The sequence below is a fragment of the Flavobacterium chilense genome (genome assembly GCF_001602525.1).
In the GTDB taxonomy this organism is placed as follows: Bacteria; Bacteroidota; Bacteroidia; order Flavobacteriales; family Flavobacteriaceae; genus Flavobacterium; species Flavobacterium chilense.
In genome coordinates, this window is sequence record NZ_LSYT01000019.1 from 1 (window position 1) to 17,373 (window position 17,373).

12 protein-coding genes and 2 pseudogenes are annotated in these 17,373 nt (G+C 32.6%); all 14 read left to right on the forward strand.

Features of this window, described 5'->3' with window-relative positions; translation table 11 throughout:
* Nucleotides 1–231: pseudogene (locus A4F88_RS25580) on the forward strand (hypothetical protein); the annotation flags it as partial.
* A gap of 8 nt (nucleotides 232–239) precedes the next feature.
* Nucleotides 240–1,172 (forward strand): hypothetical protein, encoded by a 933-nt coding sequence (locus A4F88_RS24930; protein ID WP_068845894.1) that lies wholly within the window; start codon nucleotides 240–242, stop codon nucleotides 1,170–1,172.
* 19 nt (nucleotides 1,173–1,191) lie between these two features.
* Nucleotides 1,192–2,079, forward strand: coding sequence for a tail fiber protein (locus tag A4F88_RS24935; RefSeq protein ID WP_143155093.1), 888 nt, complete (start codon nucleotides 1,192–1,194; stop codon nucleotides 2,077–2,079).
* Nucleotides 2,079–2,960 carry a hypothetical protein gene (locus A4F88_RS25695; RefSeq protein WP_068845896.1) on the forward strand — a complete coding sequence of 294 codons (882 nt, stop codon included), beginning with the start codon at nucleotides 2,079–2,081 and terminating at the stop codon, nucleotides 2,958–2,960. The genes A4F88_RS24935 and A4F88_RS25695 overlap by 1 nt, the downstream gene beginning before the upstream one ends.
* Before the next feature lie 4 nt (nucleotides 2,961–2,964).
* Nucleotides 2,965–4,050, forward strand: coding sequence for a hypothetical protein (locus A4F88_RS25700; RefSeq protein ID WP_178368501.1), 1,086 nt, complete (start codon nucleotides 2,965–2,967; stop codon nucleotides 4,048–4,050).
* A gap of 7 nt (nucleotides 4,051–4,057) precedes the next feature.
* Entirely contained in the window at nucleotides 4,058–4,540 is a 483-nt protein-coding gene (locus A4F88_RS24950; RefSeq protein ID WP_068845897.1) for a hypothetical protein, read from the forward strand.
* Entirely contained in the window at nucleotides 4,537–5,820 is a 1,284-nt protein-coding gene (locus A4F88_RS24955; RefSeq protein WP_068845899.1) for a hypothetical protein, read from the forward strand. Before A4F88_RS24950 ends, A4F88_RS24955 begins: the two co-directional genes overlap by 4 nt.
* The gene (locus A4F88_RS24960) at nucleotides 5,808–6,152 is read left to right on the forward strand and encodes a hypothetical protein (RefSeq protein ID WP_068845901.1); all 345 of its coding nucleotides are present in this window, start codon (nucleotides 5,808–5,810) and stop codon (nucleotides 6,150–6,152) included. Before A4F88_RS24955 ends, A4F88_RS24960 begins: the two co-directional genes overlap by 13 nt.
* A complete protein-coding gene (locus A4F88_RS24965; RefSeq protein WP_068845903.1) occupies nucleotides 6,134–6,610 on the forward strand; it encodes a PulJ/GspJ family protein in 477 nt (158 codons plus the stop codon). The genes A4F88_RS24960 and A4F88_RS24965 overlap by 19 nt, the downstream gene beginning before the upstream one ends.
* The gene (locus tag A4F88_RS24970) at nucleotides 6,600–7,736 is read left to right on the forward strand and encodes a type II secretion system F family protein (protein WP_068845905.1); all 1,137 of its coding nucleotides are present in this window, start codon (nucleotides 6,600–6,602) and stop codon (nucleotides 7,734–7,736) included. Before A4F88_RS24965 ends, A4F88_RS24970 begins: the two co-directional genes overlap by 11 nt.
* A gap of 139 nt (nucleotides 7,737–7,875) precedes the next feature.
* Nucleotides 7,876–12,528, forward strand: coding sequence for an RHS repeat domain-containing protein (locus A4F88_RS24975; protein ID WP_068845907.1), 4,653 nt, complete (start codon nucleotides 7,876–7,878; stop codon nucleotides 12,526–12,528).
* Nucleotides 12,529–12,560: 32 nt separating this feature from the next.
* Nucleotides 12,561–16,205: a DUF6443 domain-containing protein gene (locus tag A4F88_RS24980; RefSeq protein WP_073075601.1), complete on the forward strand. Its 3,645-nt coding sequence runs from the start codon at nucleotides 12,561–12,563 to the stop codon at nucleotides 16,203–16,205.
* Nucleotides 16,205–16,591, forward strand: coding sequence for a hypothetical protein (locus A4F88_RS24985; RefSeq protein WP_068845911.1), 387 nt, complete (start codon nucleotides 16,205–16,207; stop codon nucleotides 16,589–16,591). The genes A4F88_RS24980 and A4F88_RS24985 overlap by 1 nt, the downstream gene beginning before the upstream one ends.
* Before the next feature lie 582 nt (nucleotides 16,592–17,173).
* Nucleotides 17,174–17,373 (forward strand): annotated as a pseudogene (locus A4F88_RS25870) (RHS repeat-associated core domain-containing protein); the annotation flags it as partial.

Here is a 17,373-nt window from a genome sequence, read left to right on the forward strand (position 1 = left end):
TCATTACAGGAAGTCGAAGATTTTATTAAAGAGAATAAACATTTACCAGAAGTCCCATCTGCTCAGGAAATTGAAAAGAATGGTTTGATGTTGGCAGAAATGAATATTAAGCTTTTACAAAAAATTGAAGAACTTACTTTATACATGATCGAATTAAAAAAAGAAAATGATGTAATAAAGAAAGAAAATAAAGAGATAAAAAAAGATATTTTAAACCTTAAATCAAAATAGATAAGATAATGAAAAAAATAGTTTTATTAATTTCACTATTGGTTTCACAAATAATTTTTAGTCAAAATACTTTCCCGGGAACTGGCAATGTATATTTTGATACCAGTTTGAAAATTGGCAAACAGGAAGCTCCAGCATCATCAATTGGAGAAATCAATAGATTATCACTTCAACCTTATGGTCATACCGGCGGTCCATGGAATTTTAAAACACGTGATGATACTACTTTGGCTTTTCTTGATATTGATTATGGCATTACCGGATCAGCCTTAACAATTACTAGTGACAAAAATATTGGGATTGGCACAACAAATCCACAAGCTAAACTAGATGTAAATGGATCTATACAGACAGGAGGAGGAGCAAATAATTTTTATGGTTTTGGTCCATCTTCTCCTTCAAAGCCAATTGATGTAAGATCTGGTTCTCATTATCCTTATGTTTTTAATTGGCATGAAGGTTTAACATTTAGTGCTCATTCTGGTTATGGTGGAATTCGTTTTTATAATCAAGGTTATCCAGATATGTTTGGAACAGGAGTTATGGTAATGTCCATAACAAATAACAACGTAGGCATTGGCACAACAAACCCAACATCAAAACTAACCGTTGCTGGAAACATTGCTTCACGTGAAGTAAAAGTTACCGTCGATGCCGGAGCTGATTTTGTTTTTGAAAATGATTATCCCCTGCCCCCTTTAGAATCTGTAGATAAATTCATTAAAGAAAATAAGCATTTGCCCGAAGTAGCTTCAGCCAAAGAAATGCAAAAAAACGGAATCAATTTATCTGAAATGAATATTAAACTTTTGCAAAAAATTGAAGAACTGACATTATATACGATTGATCAAAACGAAAAGATCAAGGAACTTGAAAGGCAAAATAAAAAGTTAGATAATATAGAAAAGCGATTAAAAAAAATTGAAAATGCTTCAAAATAGATCCAAAATAGAATTAAACATGAGAACAAAAATAATATTTCTTTATCTTGTATATCTTTCATTTAATATTTCTATACGTGCGCAATCTTATTTTCCGTCACGTAATGTAGAAACAAATTTACAATCTTTTTCTAAAATTGACGGACAATGGACAGCTGTAGCTCCTGCAAATAACAGTTTAGGAGGATATGTATACCAAGGTATAAACTTTGGTTACGATACAAACAATTATGTTAGTTTAGCAAATGGTGCAGGAACTAACGAGTTATATTTTGGACGATGGGATTATGAATGGAAAGGCTGGAATAAAATTTGGCATTCAGGAAATCTAAATAATTCATCCACTGATTTTACATCTAAAACATTAAACACAACTAAAATAAATTTAAGTGTACAGGGAGGTGGAGACCAAATTGATGCATTTACTATTGTTGTAGGTTCATTTGGAACATCCGAAAATAGTGCTAGAAGCAGTTATTTTAAGGTACAAGATATCGGTGCGGGAAATTGGATTCCATTTATTATAAAAGGAAATGGTAATGTAGGTATAGGCACAACAAATCCTTCTTCAATGTTAACTGTTGCAGGAAACATAGCTTCTCGAGAAGTAAAAGTAACTGTTGATGCCGGAGCTGATTTTGTTTTTGAAAATGATTACTCTCTCCCTTCCTTAGAGTCTGTAGATAAATTCATCCAAGAAAATAAACATTTACCTGAAATAGCTTCTGCCTCAGAAATGCAAAGAGACGGAATCAATTTATCTGAAATGAACATTAAACTTTTACAGAAAATTGAAGAACTTACTTTATACATGATCGAATTAAAAAAAGAAAATGATGTAATAAAGAAAGAAAATAAAGAGATAAAAAAAGACATTTTAAACCTTAAATCAAAACAAATAAGATAATGAAAAAACTAGTTTTATTAATTTCACTATTGGTTTCACAAATAAATTTTAGTCAAAATACGTTCCCGGGAACTGGAAATGTATATTTTGATACCAGTTTGAAAGTTGGCAAACAGGAAGCTCCATCATCATCAATTGGAGAAATCAATCGATTATCACTTCAACCTTATGGTCATACCGGTGGTCCATGGAATTTTAAAACACGTGATAATACTATTTTGGCTTTTCTTGATATTGATTATGGTATCACCGGATCAGCTTTAACAATTAGTAGTGACAAGAATATTGGAATTGGAGTAACAAATCCAACTCAAAAATTAGAGGTTAATGGTCATGGAATATTTCATGGTGCAATCGTTAGTTCAGCTTCAGATGATGCAGGAGGGCAAATACAATTAAAAAACCTTTCTAAGATTTCTAATGGAATTGCCAGCACATGGATGATCTATAATATGACAGGCACATATGGCAATAGTTTGCAATTTTGGGCTTATGATAATTTAGGTTGTGCAGGAAGCGGAATGTGTAATAATCGTTTTACTATTATGGATAATGGCAATGTAGGTATTGGATCGACAAACCCAACTAACAAGCTAGACGTAAACGGAACCATCCATTCTAAAGAAGTAAAAGTCGATATGACAGGCTGGTCAGACTTTGTTTTCAAAAAAGACTATAATCTCCCAACACTTCAGGAAGTTGAAAAGCATATAAGTGAAAAAGGACATTTAGAAAATATTCCTAGCGAAGAAGAAGTCCTGAAAGATGGAATTTCTTTAGGAGAGATGAATGCAAAACTTTTACAGAAAATTGAAGAAATGACACTTTATATGATTGAGATGAAAAAAGAAATTGAGTTATTAAAAAAAATAAAAAATTAAGAAGATGAAAAAAACAATATCCCTATTATTGCTAATTACATCATTCAATTCTTTCTCACAAATTCTTTCTCCAAATGGAAATAATGTTTTCTCTTATAATGGTTTAGCTGATATCACCTTTAGATACGCTGACCGAGGAACTGGTGGAAGAGCATTTGTACATGCAGATGGTAATATTTTATCACTAAACTTTGATAACGATTTTAAAGGCGGTACCAGAATTGGCAATGATGTATTCTTTAAAGACAATGGAAACTCATATATTTCTTCAGGAAATTTTGGTATCGGTACATACAATCCCTTATATAAATTAGACGTAATTGGGAGTTTGGGAATAGGCAGTGAAAGTGTGAATGCTAATACCACTAAGATTTTTTTAAGAAATCCTGTTGGTAAGACTTGGGCAATAAGTTCCGGAGCTAATATGGTTACTGAATCTAGTTTTTCTATATATAATTGGTCCGATAATCAATCTACTCCTTTTTTTCATATCGCTAGTAATGGAAATGTAGGTATTGGCAATTTCCAACCAGATGCACCATTGACTGTTTATGGAAAATCTCATTTTTATCCGGCAAGAATTGGTGCTGGAGATGCAAGATTTTTAGAAATCAGTAATTCTGCCAGCTTTTCAGCTTTTATCGACAATGATTTTCCTGTTTTCTTAAGAACTGGAGGAGGAAACCAACCTTTGATTCTAGATGCGGCAAGAGTAGGCATTGGTACTGCAAATCCTGATAGTCAATTAGCAGTAAACGGAACTATCCATTCCAAAGAAGTAAAAGTCGATTTAACAGGCTGGTCAGACTTTGTTTTCAAAAAAGAGTATAATCTCCCAACACTTCAGGAAGTCGAAAAACATATTAATGAAAAAGGACATTTAGAAAATATCCCAAGTGAAGACGATGCTTTAAAAAACGGAATTAATCTGGGTGAAATGAATGCCAAACTATTACAAAAAATTGAAGAATTAACGCTTTATTCTATTCAGCAAAATAAAAAAATTGAAGAGCAGTCGAAAGAAATTGAAAGTTTAAAAGAATTGGCTTTACGAGTTACAAAAATTGAAAACGAGTTAAGTAAAAAATAAAATTAGAATGAAAAATAAAAAAAACATATACATTCTTTTACCAATCGTACTATTTGTCTGGGGTGCTGTATTATTTCAATTATTTTCTTTTACAAGTTCAGATGAAACCATAATCGAAAACAATCCTGAATTTACAATTAAACCTTTAAAAATTAATAAAAGACAATCCTTTACCATAGATGTGAATTACAGAGATCCTTTTTTAGGAAAGATGTATGCAGCAAATACTGTTCAAACTACTACAAATACCACTAAAACGACAAAAGTTACAAAACCAAAAGAAACTTTAGTCTGGCCAACTATTTTGTACAAAGGTTTAATATCTGATACTAAAGACAAAAACAAAATTTTCATGCTAATTATAGACAATAAAAATTATTATATGAAAATTGGTGATACAGAAAATGAGATATTTTTAAAAAGCGGAGATAAGGAATCTGTTTATGTAAAATACAAAGGCAATTTAAACCTTATAATGCTCCAGGATTGAAATTAAAGTGTAAAATCAAATCCGGTGCCTTACAATTTACTGTTTTTATAGCAGTATTAATTGCGTTGCTTTTAGCGGGACTTATTTTGTATGCCTATACTTTTATTTATATGAAAGAACAGTCCAAAGGCGCTGTCGAAAATATTCAATTTGCTGATATAGGTATTCAAACTCTATTAGAGCAAAAAGAAATTAGCACTGATACTATTCAGGTTAATTTTATAAAAAAAGAAAATCAAATTATAAAAACTCACTTATCACAATGGGGAGTCTTTCAGAAAGGAATTGCCATCACTCAATTTCGAAAAAAGAAGTTTACAAAAATTGCGATAATTGGGTCACTAATTAATACAGCAGAATCTCCTACCCTTTTTCTAAAAGAAACTCACAATGCTTTAACTGTTGTAGGTACAACCAGTATAAGAGGAATTGCTTACTTGCCAACCCAGGGTGTAAATTCCGGGTATATAGCAGGTAATAGCTACTATGGCAAACAACTAATTTACGGAGCTATCAAAAAAAGCACTCCGGAACTACCTAAACCAGAGAAAGCTGTTCTTGATGGAATTCAATTTTATAGTAAAGAATATAAAATCAGTAATCAGGAAGATTATATCAACTTAAATTCAGGTTTAAGGATTGTTAATTCGTTTAAGGCTAAAACAAAAGGATACTATTCATTAGATCCAATCACGATAGAAAATAAATCAATTTCAGGTAATATTATTATTAAATCTGAAACAGCTATTAAAGTACGAAAAACAGCTTTACTAAAAGATATAATTTTAATAGCACCAATCATAGAAATCGAAGATGAAACTCAGGGTAATTTTCAGGCTTTAGCTTCTAAAAAAATTACCATGGGAAAAAACTGTAACTTAAGCTATCCTTCTGCTTTATTACTTTTTCAGGATAATAAAAATAGCGCTAATACAACCTCAACAATTCCGTTTGACAATCAGATTTATATTGATGCAAAAAGCAATGTAAAAGGAATTGTTTGTTACATTCAAACAAAAGAAACACCCGATTTTCAAACCCAGATTGTTTTAGAAAAAGAAGCCAGAATAAAAGGTCAGGTATATTGTAATGGAAATTTTGAATTAAGGGGAACCGTATCCGGATCTGTTTATACCAAACAATTTTTAGCGAATCAATCAGGGTCTATTTTTGTAAATCATATATATAACGGCACAATTGAAAATGAAAGCGTACCTCCAGTTTATGCTGGTTTACCTTTGGAACAAGAATCTAAAACTATTATGAAATGGTTATATTAAAAAAAATAAAATCAGCCACTTTAATCGAAGCTCTTGTAGCGACAGTATTAATTGTAATCATATTTATAGTAGCAAGCCTAGTACTCAACAATCTAGTTTTAAACACTTTATCTAAAAATACACATGCTATAGAAAACAGGATGAATGAACTGGAATACAATACACAAAATAACAATTTAAAGATACCCTATCAGGAAAACTATAAAGGCTGGGATATAAGTATAAACTTAGAAAAAATTTCAAACAAAAAAGTGATATCAATTTTGGCAACAAACACTAGTTCTAAAAAAGAAATTTTGAAACAACAAATCGCATGGCTGGAGGAAAATTAAAATCATTTACATTGGCTGAACTTTTAGTTGTTATGATTATAACGACAATCGTAGTGGGTATGGCATTTAGTGTATTACGTTTAGTTCAAAAACAAATTCATGCCATTCAGACCAATTTTGACAAAACCAGCAATCTGGCTCTGTTTGAACAAAAGTTATGGCAGGATTTTAATGAACCACATACTATAGTTTATGATAATCAAAAACAAATATTAATAATGACTTCAGAAATAGATACTGTTACCTATTCATTTCAGGACAAATTCACTATGCGTAATCTTGATACAATAAAATTAAAAATCAATCCAAATAAAATCTTTTTCAAAGGAAAAGAAATAAAATCTGGAACTATTGATGCGATCTCTTTATTTGCTCAAACAGAATTACCCGATTATCAAATTTTTGTATCAAAAAAAAATGATGTAACCTTATTTATGAATCAGGAAAATGGCCTTTAAAATAGAAAATACCCCAACCAAAAAAACAGTTCAGTCTAAAAAAACAAGTAGTATTGAAGATTTACTAAAAAAAGAAATTTCTCTTTTTGGTGATAGTTTTAATAATAAAAAGAAACAGGCTTTTTATCAGGAATTAGCGGTTTTATTAAAAGCAGGGGTCAGCTTTAAGGAAGGGTTATCCTTAATTGTAGAATCATTAAAAAAAAATGCTGATAAAGAGCTGATTCAGTCAATATTAAACCAGGTTGTAAACGGAAAACCATTTTCTGATGCTCTTGCTGCTTCAAAATCATTTACCGAGTATGAGTATTATTCTATTCAGATTGGAGAAGAAACCGGAACTACAGCTCAGGTTTGTAATGAATTAGGGCATTTTTTTGAACGTAAAAATGAACAAAAAAGAATTATAGTCGCTGCTCTTACCTACCCTTCTATCGTATTAAGCACTGCTGTACTTGTTGTGGTATTTATGCTAAGTTATGTCGTTCCGATGTTTCAGGACATCTTTAGGCAGAATAATATGGAATTACCGTTTCTTACCCAGGTAATCGTAAAACTTTCAGTTTGGACCAAAACATTTGGTGTCTACTTTTTATTAGCTTTCATTGCCTTTATCTTCTCTACCCGATTCTTTAAAGACAATGCTAAATACAAACGGGTATTACATCATTTTTTAATTAAAATTCCTGTATTAGGAGCTTTTATGACCAAAGTTTATCTGGCACAATTTACACAAGCTGTTACTTTACTAACTACAGCCAAAGTCCCTCTGTTGAATAGTATACAAATGGTCAAAAAAATGATTCATTTTGTGCCATTGCAAGAAGCCTTAGAAAAAGTTGAACAAAGTATCTTAAAAGGAAATAGTTTAAGCTCAAGCCTGAAAGATACTCCGCTTTTTGACAACAGAATCATATCTCTTGTAAAAGTAGCCGAAGAAACCAACCAAACCGAGTATGTTTTTAAGCAATTAAGCGAACAATACAATCAGGAAGTAGTACAGCAATCTAAAATTATGACCACTGTTTTAGAACCTTTTATTATTCTTTTTGTTGGAGTTTTAGTAGCTGTTTTATTAGTAGCAATGTACTTACCAATGTTCCAGCTGAGTAGTGCTATTAGTTGATTGAAACCTTAATTAGAATTACAAGAAACATGAGAATATTTTTTTTTAGTATTTTTCTTTTTAAAAAAATATTAAAAATATGAAAATTATTATATATTTAGAAACTCTATTAAAACCAAATAATTTATAATCTAATTTTATGAAAAAAAAATACTATTCCTTATTTCTTTTTCTGTTTCTGTCATTTATTGTAAATGCTCAAACACCTATAGGAAGCGATCCTAATCAGCCTATTGATGTAGGCCCTGGACTACCACCTATCGAAGTAGGTCCTGGTAGTGGTGGATCAGGCCCCCAATCTACAAACCTTAATGATTTACTGTACAGTGAAATTTTTAATCCAAAAATTGGAACCCCAAACGCTGCTGCATTTAGAAAAGTCAGCTTTTCTAATGTTTCAGAATACACTGGTTCAGCCAGTATTAACGTTCCTATATATCAAATTCAGATAGGACAAATTAGTATTCCTATAGAACTGAATTATTCCGCTACAGGTATTAAAGTAGAGGAAACCGCTTCAAATGTTGGTCAAAACTGGTCTTTAAATGCAGGAGGAATGGTAACAAAAGTGATTAAAGGTATAGAAGATTTCAAAGTTACCATAGAAGGTGCCTTACCATATGTTCCTAATAGTGATAATCATAAACTGAAATTTTCCCAAATAGGCACCTCTGATATACTGGGCATGAAATTAAAAGAAGTGGGCTGGTTGATGCAAAATGAAAGTATTTCTTTAAACAAATACTTTGATGTAACTTCTGCCACTGATAAAGTTTATAGCATTGCAGAAATGGGGTTCATTACAAATAAAAAAGACTTAGCCCCTGACCAGTTTTATGTAAATGCTCCAGGGCTTAATACTTCTTTTACCCATAAAAGAGATCGATCTGTAATGGAAATTGCGTTTCAGGGAAACAAAATAGAAACAACGATAGGACAAACAGCTGTTATTCCTTTTTTTTCAGAATTTAGAGATAATTATAAATTTACAGGAGACTTGCGCTATTTTGATGGCGGACCGCACAGAAAAATTCAGGGTGTTACTAAAGTCGAAGTTACAAATATAAACGGAACACAATATACTTTTGATCAATTAGATGTAAACCAATATGTTAACAGAAATATTTTTCAAACATATATAAACATGGAATCCAGCAGGGACCTTACATCTCAGGAGATAATGGCGTATAAGCTTAGTAAAATAAAAGATTTCAAAGGAAATGAAGTTACTTTCGAATATAATAAATACGCTATAAGCTATCCTGAATACCGAAAAACTGCTAATTATGAATTAAACAATTTACAAGGAGATCAAAGTACACTAAACCTTAGCTCTACAGAAATCAGATACCCTCTTTTAAACAGAATCAGTAAAATAATATATGCTGAAGGAACTGTAGAATTTAAATATGAAGAACCCAGACAAGACTTGCCGGGAGATTTTGCTTTATCAAAAATTATCGTAAAAGATATTTATGGCACTATCATAAAAACAGTAAAGCTGGAGTATGATTACATGACTTCAAATAATAATTGCAGTGATCCTACCTGCAAAAGATTACGACTTTTAGCCGTACAGGAAACAGGAAAAAACGATGCGGTTATTCCTCCATATCGATTTTATTATAATGACGATGTAAAATTACCGGAGCGAGGTTCTAACATTACAGATTATCTGGGATATGCTAATGGTCCTGTTTCAGGTGAATACAATAATGTTAGTGCTGTAACGTGCTTAACATGCCTGATACCACCTCCTAAATTATATTACAGCCCTAATAAAAAAGATTTCTCTGTATCACCATTTCCTATTTTTGACGGTAGTTTTGTTACAGCAGGAAGATCATTACAACCTTCTTTGGCATATACAAAAGCGGGAGTTTTAAATAAAGTAAAATATCCAACTGGCGGTACCGAAGAATTTGAATACGAATTAAATAGTTTTTATTCTTCTTTGGGCAACAAAAATGTTAACTCTGGCGGACTAAGGGTTTCAATTCATAAACTAATCGATAATAAAGGGACTGTACAGGTACATAAATACAATTATTTAAATATTAATAATAATTCATCCGGTATTTTAAATAATCTGCCAACACTTGGAATAGCTCAGGCATATAATGAACCACTGGCAGCAACTTATTTAGGTATTTCAAGTTATTCGTTGCAAACAGGTCTTACCCTTCATACTTTTTCAAACTCCAGATCTGATTTTGATGTTATTGAAGGTTCTAATGTAGGCTATACCAGAGTTCTGATTAAAGAAAATGCTGACAATGGTTATGTTGAAAAAATATTTTCAACAAGAGAGGATTTTCCGGTAGAACGTCCTTTATTTACCTATCAGAATTATGATAAAAATAAAATTGAATTTGGCTTTAATAACGGCTGGAGACTTCCTACTACTAATAATACAGAGCCATTAGTTGGAAAAATAAAATATACCCGAAAATACGATAAGGCAAACAATTTAGTAGAAGAAACTAAAAACAGTTACCAATACGATATTTTTGATCAGATTTCAGATAAAGTAGAAATTGCAAGAACTGAAGTTTTTCCTGCAGAAGCTGGTGACCTTGAGTCAATAGATCCTGATTTTGCATTTTATCCTTCAGTATATGCCAGCAGAAATTTAACCAGCGAAACTAAAACAACAACAAAATACAATCAAAACAAAGTTATAAATACTACTTCAACAACTTACGATCAAACATATTCATTACCAAAAGCAGTAGAAAGTATTGTTGAAGAATCAGGAAGTATAAACTCATTAATCAAGCAAACCAGTTATCCGCATAATTATGCTACTCCGTTAATGGTTAATTTGGTTAATGCCAATCGAATTGCAGAACCTGTACTTCAAAAAACCATTAGAAAAACAGATCAAACCCCGGAAGATCTTACCAGTCAGGAAGTATTGTATGATACTTTTACCAAAGGCAGCAAAACTTTAATACTCCCAAGAGCTGTACAGGCCATAAAAGGAATCCAAACCACTTCGAATCAATTCGAAGAAAAAATTCAGTTTCATGATTATGACAAATTTGGTAATCCAATAGAATCATCAAAAAAGGACGATACTCATACCGTTTATCTTTGGGGATATAATTATACCAAACCAATTGCAAAGATCGAAAATGCAACCTATTCGCAGGTTATGAACGCATTGGGGAAGAGTAATTCTGAAACCCTTGAATATATACAAAATTATAGTGACAATTCATTAAATACTGAAATTCAAAAAATAAGATCCAATTTAGGCAGCGCCATGGTCACATCATATGTGTATAAGCCATTAGTAGGTATTACATCAGTAGTAGACCCTAAAGGAACTTCGATATCATATGAATATGATGATTTAAATCGTCTTAAAAGAATCAAAGATCAGGATCAGAATATTATAGAAGAATATTGTTATGGTTATAATGGTGTGCTGAATGATTGCCAGAATCAGTCAATAATTCCATCTCCCGAAGATCAAAATACAGTAACAGATTTAGACTTACAAATAAAAATTGGAGATTATAAAGCATACAAAGTTCCTGTAGCTTGTGGCAGAGGAGTAAACTGGGAAGATAAATTACCTGATGGTGCCGAATATAAAGGCCGAAATATTTTAAGTCTTCATGATAAATTATATTTCCCTAATCCTTCTCAAATAGGAGTACATTATACTCCGGATTATATTCCATTACCGCTAGAATATTCGATGCTAAATCTTCCATATCCTACATCAGAGTATACCTGTAATTATTATGCAGAAAGATCAGGAAATACTTTTGATCTTTTAGGACTGAATAATTCAAAATTTTCAGGACCAAATAAAACTGCCGAATTAACTTGGTGGATGGAGATTGATGGAAAAAAGATTGAAATTCCGAAAGTACAGGAATACTCCAATGTATTTTTTATACCAAAATGTCTGGACGGAATGTCCGGCAGAATAATTTGTACGGTAAAAGTAACTTCCAGATGGATTGATCATGTTGAGGATCCTATTGCTCCAATAACATATATAGCAAAAAGTGATTTAATAAAATTTAAAAGTGGACTGAATGATTATGATAATGTATTAGCTTACTATAAATTAAGTTCAGTTAATCAATACTCCGGAAATGTATGCGACAAATCTTCAGGATATGGTATTGATGACAGCACTGCTTCAACAGAATCTGATCCAAAGTACTGGCAAGATACTCCATGGACTATTGATAACGGTGTAATCGTTGATCAGGATTTCAAAATTAGTATCGAAAAGTATAAACTTTATGACATTCCTGTTCCTTTTCTTCAGGGAACAAATTTTTCATGGCCTGGTACCACTACTCCAAGTTTACACCCTTTATTCTATTTCCCAAGGCCTTTTGGCGGTATTCACGGAGAAGATTTTCCTTATGTACCACATGCATACGATGCTGATATTACATTTCCTTATACTATGGATTCTTACTATGGTTTTTATGTTACAAAAGGCGGATATAAATTTGATAGAAACGCGATAAAACAACGTATAGGAAACAGCTCAGAATATGAATATCAATGGTTTTTAAAACTGGCAGATACCGGACAGGAAGTTCCCTTAATCAGAACCCTCGAAGCTAAAAACATCTTCTTTGTACCGCCGGCACTAAACGGAAAAAGAGGTAAACTAATTTGTATCGCCACAAAAATGTTCGGACTTACCGGAGCACCTTTATATTTTGAAAGCGAAAACATCACTTTCCAGCAAGGATTATCAAATGAAGATAACCTCGATTATCAGGTTCAGTTTCTTGATATGGAAGGGCTATAATTTATACGATTTAAAAACTTAATCATAAAATTATGATGATAAAAATTAAACACTATAGCATACAAATTATTTTGTTGCTATTAACCCTATATACTCAGGCCCAAACCCCGGCAACTATTTTAAAGGGTAATACTACTACCCCTTATATTGTAACAGGAGACGAAACTCTGGTTGCTACTCAAAGTATCATTCTTGGTCCGACAACCTGGATAAAGGCAGGTAGTACATTTTTGGCAAAAATTAATGCTGATGAGTATACACCGTTTGCTCTTAGTAACGGGAATTTTATTTTTACCCGTAAATACCAAACCGCTTTAAAATCTACAGAAGACATAGTCAACGATTCTGATGTACTCGAAAGTGTAATTTATCATGACGGCTTGGGCAGACCCATTCAGAGTATAGCTATCAAAGCTTCTCCTGGCAAAACCGATATCATTTCTCATACAGCCTATGACAATATAGGACGACAGGAAAAAGAATATCTTCCTTATCCGGATAACAATGGTCTCCTTGCATCCTATAGAAACAGCTTTACAGCGGTTAACGGAATAAATGATTATTACAAATTAAATTATCCGGATGATATTAATAATCTGGTACCAAACCCGTACTCGCAAAAACAATTTGACAACTCCCCGCTTAACAGGGTTTTATCACAGGCTTCTCCGGGAAAAGACTGGGCACTGGGCTCAGGCCATGAAATAAAACTGGAGTATGAAACCAATACTGCAACAGCTACAGACAATGTTAAATTGTATGTTGTCATAACAGCATTAAATTCTGAAGGCGTTTATATTCCTGCTGTTGCTTCTGCAATCAATTACTCAAACAACCAGTTATACAAGACCATAACAAAAAATGAAAACTGGGTAAGCGGAAAAAACAATACTACCGAAGAATTTAAAAACAAAGAAGGGCAAGTTATACTAAAACGTACCTACTCTGATTACGGTTCTCAAACAGAGGTCAAACATGACACCTATTATATTTACGATACCTACGGAAATTTAACCTATGTTTTACCGCCAAAAGCCGAAGGATTGACTGATAATTTAACTTTAAATGAATTAGGGTATCAGTATCGATATGATACTAAAAACAGATTGGTCGAGAAAAAACTTCCCGGTAAAGAATGGGAATACATTGTATATGACAAATTAGATAGACCTGTATTAACACAGGATGCCAATCTAAAAGCCTTAAATAAATGGCTCTTCACTAAATACGATGCCTTTAGCAGACCTGTTTATACCGGTGAATATGTAAATACAGTAAAAAAGACAAGATCTTCTGTACAGGAATTGATCAATCAAAGTACTGTTTTATATGAAACCAAACAGACGACCGCTACCAATATAAACGGAACAAGCGTTAACTATTCTAATAATGCTTTCCCTAATACTAATACGGATATTAATGTATTTACCATAAATTATTATGATGATTATCTTAATATCGACTTAGATGGCGGAACAACTGTGGTATCATATAACATTACTCCTATTACCAATGCCAAAGGTTTAAGCACCTGTTCCAAAGTACGCATTTTAGGTACTACAAACTGGACAACAAGTGTGAATTACTATGATACAAAAGCAAGAAGTATTTATACTTACAGTAAGAATAATTATTTAGGAACAATAGGTACTGTCAAAAATCAGTTTGATTTTAGCGGTAAAGTGTTAGAATCAACTACTACACATCAAAAAGGCTCTGATAGTCCTGTTATCATTATCAATACCTTTGTTTACGATCATACAGGCAGATTACTTACACAAAAACAAAAAATAAATAATCAGGCTCAGGAAACCATTTTTACTAACACTTATGACAATTTGGGGCAATTACTTACAAAAGGAGTTGGTGGTGCATCTGCAAATTTACAAGCTGTCAATTACAAATATAATATCAGAGGATGGCTCAAAAACATCAATGACATTAATACTCTCGGAAACGATTTGTTTGCTTTTAAGATCAATTACAATACTCCTACTGCAGGAACTGCCTTATACAACGGGAATATTAGTCAGACCTTTTGGAGAACAAATAATAACGATACTAGTTTAAAAAACTATACTTATACGTATGATGACTTAAACCGTTTAACAACTGCAACAGATAATCTGGGGCATTATAACGAAAATCCTTCATACGATAAAAATGGGAATATACTAACAATCTTCAGAAATGGTAATACAATTCCAAACACACCAAATTATGGTACAATTGATAATCTCGTTTATTCTTATGACAGCGGAAATAAATTATTAAAAGTAGAAGACAATGCTAATAATGCACAAGGATTTAATAACGGAACAAGTGGCTCAAATACAGATTACAGTTATGATCTTAACGGCAATATGATTACTGATGCCAATAAGGGTATTACTGCAATTTCATATAACCATTTAAATCTACCGGTTCAGATTACCTCTCAGGGAGGCAATATCAATTATATGTATGATGCCACCGGAGCCAAACAAAGAAAAATTGTAAACGGTATTACTACAGACTATGCCGGTGGTTTCCAGTACGAAAACAATGTTTTGCAATTTTTTCCACAACCAGAAGGATATGTAAGTAAAACCAATGGCATTTTTGAATATATTTACCAATACAAAGACCATTTGGGTAACATCCGTTTAAGTTATGATAAAAACTTAAGTATTGTCGAAGAGAATAATTATTACCCATTTGGTTTAAAACAAACTGATAATAATAACATGGTTAATTCTTTAGGAAATGCAACTGCACAAAAGTATAAGTACAACGGAAAAGAACTGCAGGACGAGTTGGGGCTTAACTTTTACGACTATGGAGCACGTAATTACGACCCTGCACTTGGTCGTTGGATGAATGTTGACCCGCTTGCAGAGAAAATGAGAAGATTTAGTCCTTATAATTATGCTTTTAACAATCCTGTAAGGTTTATTGATCCAGATGGAATGGAGCCAAATGATTGGATTCGCCGAATAGGAGAAAATGGTAAGAGTACTTTTTTCTTCGATTCAACCATTAAAACGCAAGAACAAGCAACTCAAACTTATGGTAGTGATGTTCAAATAGTAAAAGAAGGAACCAAAACATTCAGTACATCTAATGGAAAAGAAGATGGTCGCTATTCATATACATATCATAATGATGGGACAGTTACAAATACTAATAATGGAGTTGTAAATTTTTATGGAGATACAAAAATTGAAACTGCAGGAGGCACAACAATTGTAAATCCATCACATAGAGAAGGTTACTTTTCTGGCGCCTCACTTAGTGAGACAACAGGATTAGGTTTTTCCTTAGAAGCAGGTGTTGTAAGTGATCCTACGGGTGGCAAAGCATTATACTTTTCAATTGGAGGAAATGCAGGAATGGGTGGCGGTATTGGTGGAAAAGGAGGAGTTATCAAACCTACTGGTTCTAATCCTTTCTCTGTAAATGATTTCCCAGGCTTTAGTAGTTCAACTAGTTGGGGCACTGATTCTCCTATTGGTGGATATGGTATCGAAAGAGGAGGTTCAGAAGGAGATACATTTTTCGGTTATGGAGAACCAACTTCTTCCAATACAAGGCCCTACACTTATACATCATTAAGCACGGGAGGACCGTCAAGCCCTTCTTTAAAAGCTGGAGCTACAATTAATGGAACATATACATTTACAATCAATCTTAACTAATGATAACAAAATTTATTGAAGCATTAAATGCAAATAAAAAAACAATTTTAAATATTGCGATAATTTTATTTGCAGTATTTCTTTTTATTAGATCTTTTTTTATAGATACAGATCAGAAAAGATTTGAAGAAGGAATAAAAAATATTAAGGAACAAGAATTTCAGGGAGTAGTTGTAGATAAACAATTTGAAAAATTTAATCATAATGCTTCAATGATTTATTTAAATAATAATACAAAAGTTGCAATTTTTGGAGAATTTTGGCCAAAAATAAACATTGGTGATTCAGTTGTAAAAAGAAAAGGTGAAACAATTTGGACAGTTTATCGAGAAAAGCAAAAATTTATTTTAGATACTAAAGATGCCCTTGATAAATTTAAGAAATAATCCGATCGCTCAGATATGCGCAACGATAGCGCGGAAATTCTTTCCGTGCCCGCAAAGAACTTCGACAAAGAACACAAGAAGCAAACCCCGCCCTCGAGCGGGGTTTGCTACGTTTTAGAGTATAGGACCAGGCTTGTTTTTTCGGCATGAATGCCAACCTTAAACGTCAATTAAAATAAAAAATGTCCTGGGCATTTATGCAGGAAAACCAAGCATAGCCCTTATGGCGACTGAATAAACAAATAAAAGAATCCTAGTGCGTTGGCAAGTAGCGTCGGGACTCAGAGAGGTCTTTAAAACATGTGATATTTTACATAATGAGTTTATAGTGCAGTGCGAAGCGGTAGCACTATACTGACTTATTATGTAACATAGCTTTGGTGTGGTGTTACTACTATCGGTCTTGAAAACCCAATGCGCTTGAATGTTTAGCAATGAGAGTTTAAATTTGTCTTATTGTGTTGTAAATAAAGCTTTAACGGGTTTATTGTTTTTTTTGATTCCTAGTAATTTTGTAAAAAAATAAGATATGACCACGAATCCTATTGATTTTAGAAAAGTTGCAAAATTAGTACAGGAAAATACACAAAGAAAAGCAATACTTCAACAACGAATAAATATAAGTACAACGGAAAAGAGTTGCAGGACGAGCTGGGGCTTAATGTATATGACTATAGTGCACGCAATTATGACCCTGCACTTGGTCGATGGATGAATATTGACCCATTAGCAGAACAAATGCGAAGATTTAGTCCTTATAATTATGCTTTTAATAATCCTGT

Coding starts and splice junctions, on each gene's coding strand:
- A4F88_RS24930 (WP_068845894.1), top strand. CDS start 240: ATGAAAAAAATAGTTTTATTAATTTCACTATTGGTTTCACAAATAATT.
- A4F88_RS24935 (WP_143155093.1), top strand. CDS start 1,192: ATGAGAACAAAAATAATATTTCTTTATCTTGTATATCTTTCATTTAAT.
- A4F88_RS25695 (WP_068845896.1), top strand. CDS start 2,079: ATGAAAAAACTAGTTTTATTAATTTCACTATTGGTTTCACAAATAAAT.
- A4F88_RS25700 (WP_178368501.1), top strand. CDS start 2,965: ATGAAAAAAACAATATCCCTATTATTGCTAATTACATCATTCAATTCT.
- A4F88_RS24950 (WP_068845897.1), top strand. CDS start 4,058: ATGAAAAATAAAAAAAACATATACATTCTTTTACCAATCGTACTATTT.
- A4F88_RS24960 (WP_068845901.1), top strand. CDS start 5,808: ATGGTTATATTAAAAAAAATAAAATCAGCCACTTTAATCGAAGCTCTT.
- A4F88_RS24965 (WP_068845903.1), top strand. CDS start 6,134: ATGGCTGGAGGAAAATTAAAATCATTTACATTGGCTGAACTTTTAGTT.
- A4F88_RS24970 (WP_068845905.1), top strand. CDS start 6,600: ATGGCCTTTAAAATAGAAAATACCCCAACCAAAAAAACAGTTCAGTCT.
- A4F88_RS24975 (WP_068845907.1), top strand. CDS start 7,876: ATGAAAAAAAAATACTATTCCTTATTTCTTTTTCTGTTTCTGTCATTT.
- A4F88_RS24980 (WP_073075601.1), top strand. CDS start 12,561: ATGATGATAAAAATTAAACACTATAGCATACAAATTATTTTGTTGCTA.
- A4F88_RS24985 (WP_068845911.1), top strand. CDS start 16,205: ATGATAACAAAATTTATTGAAGCATTAAATGCAAATAAAAAAACAATT.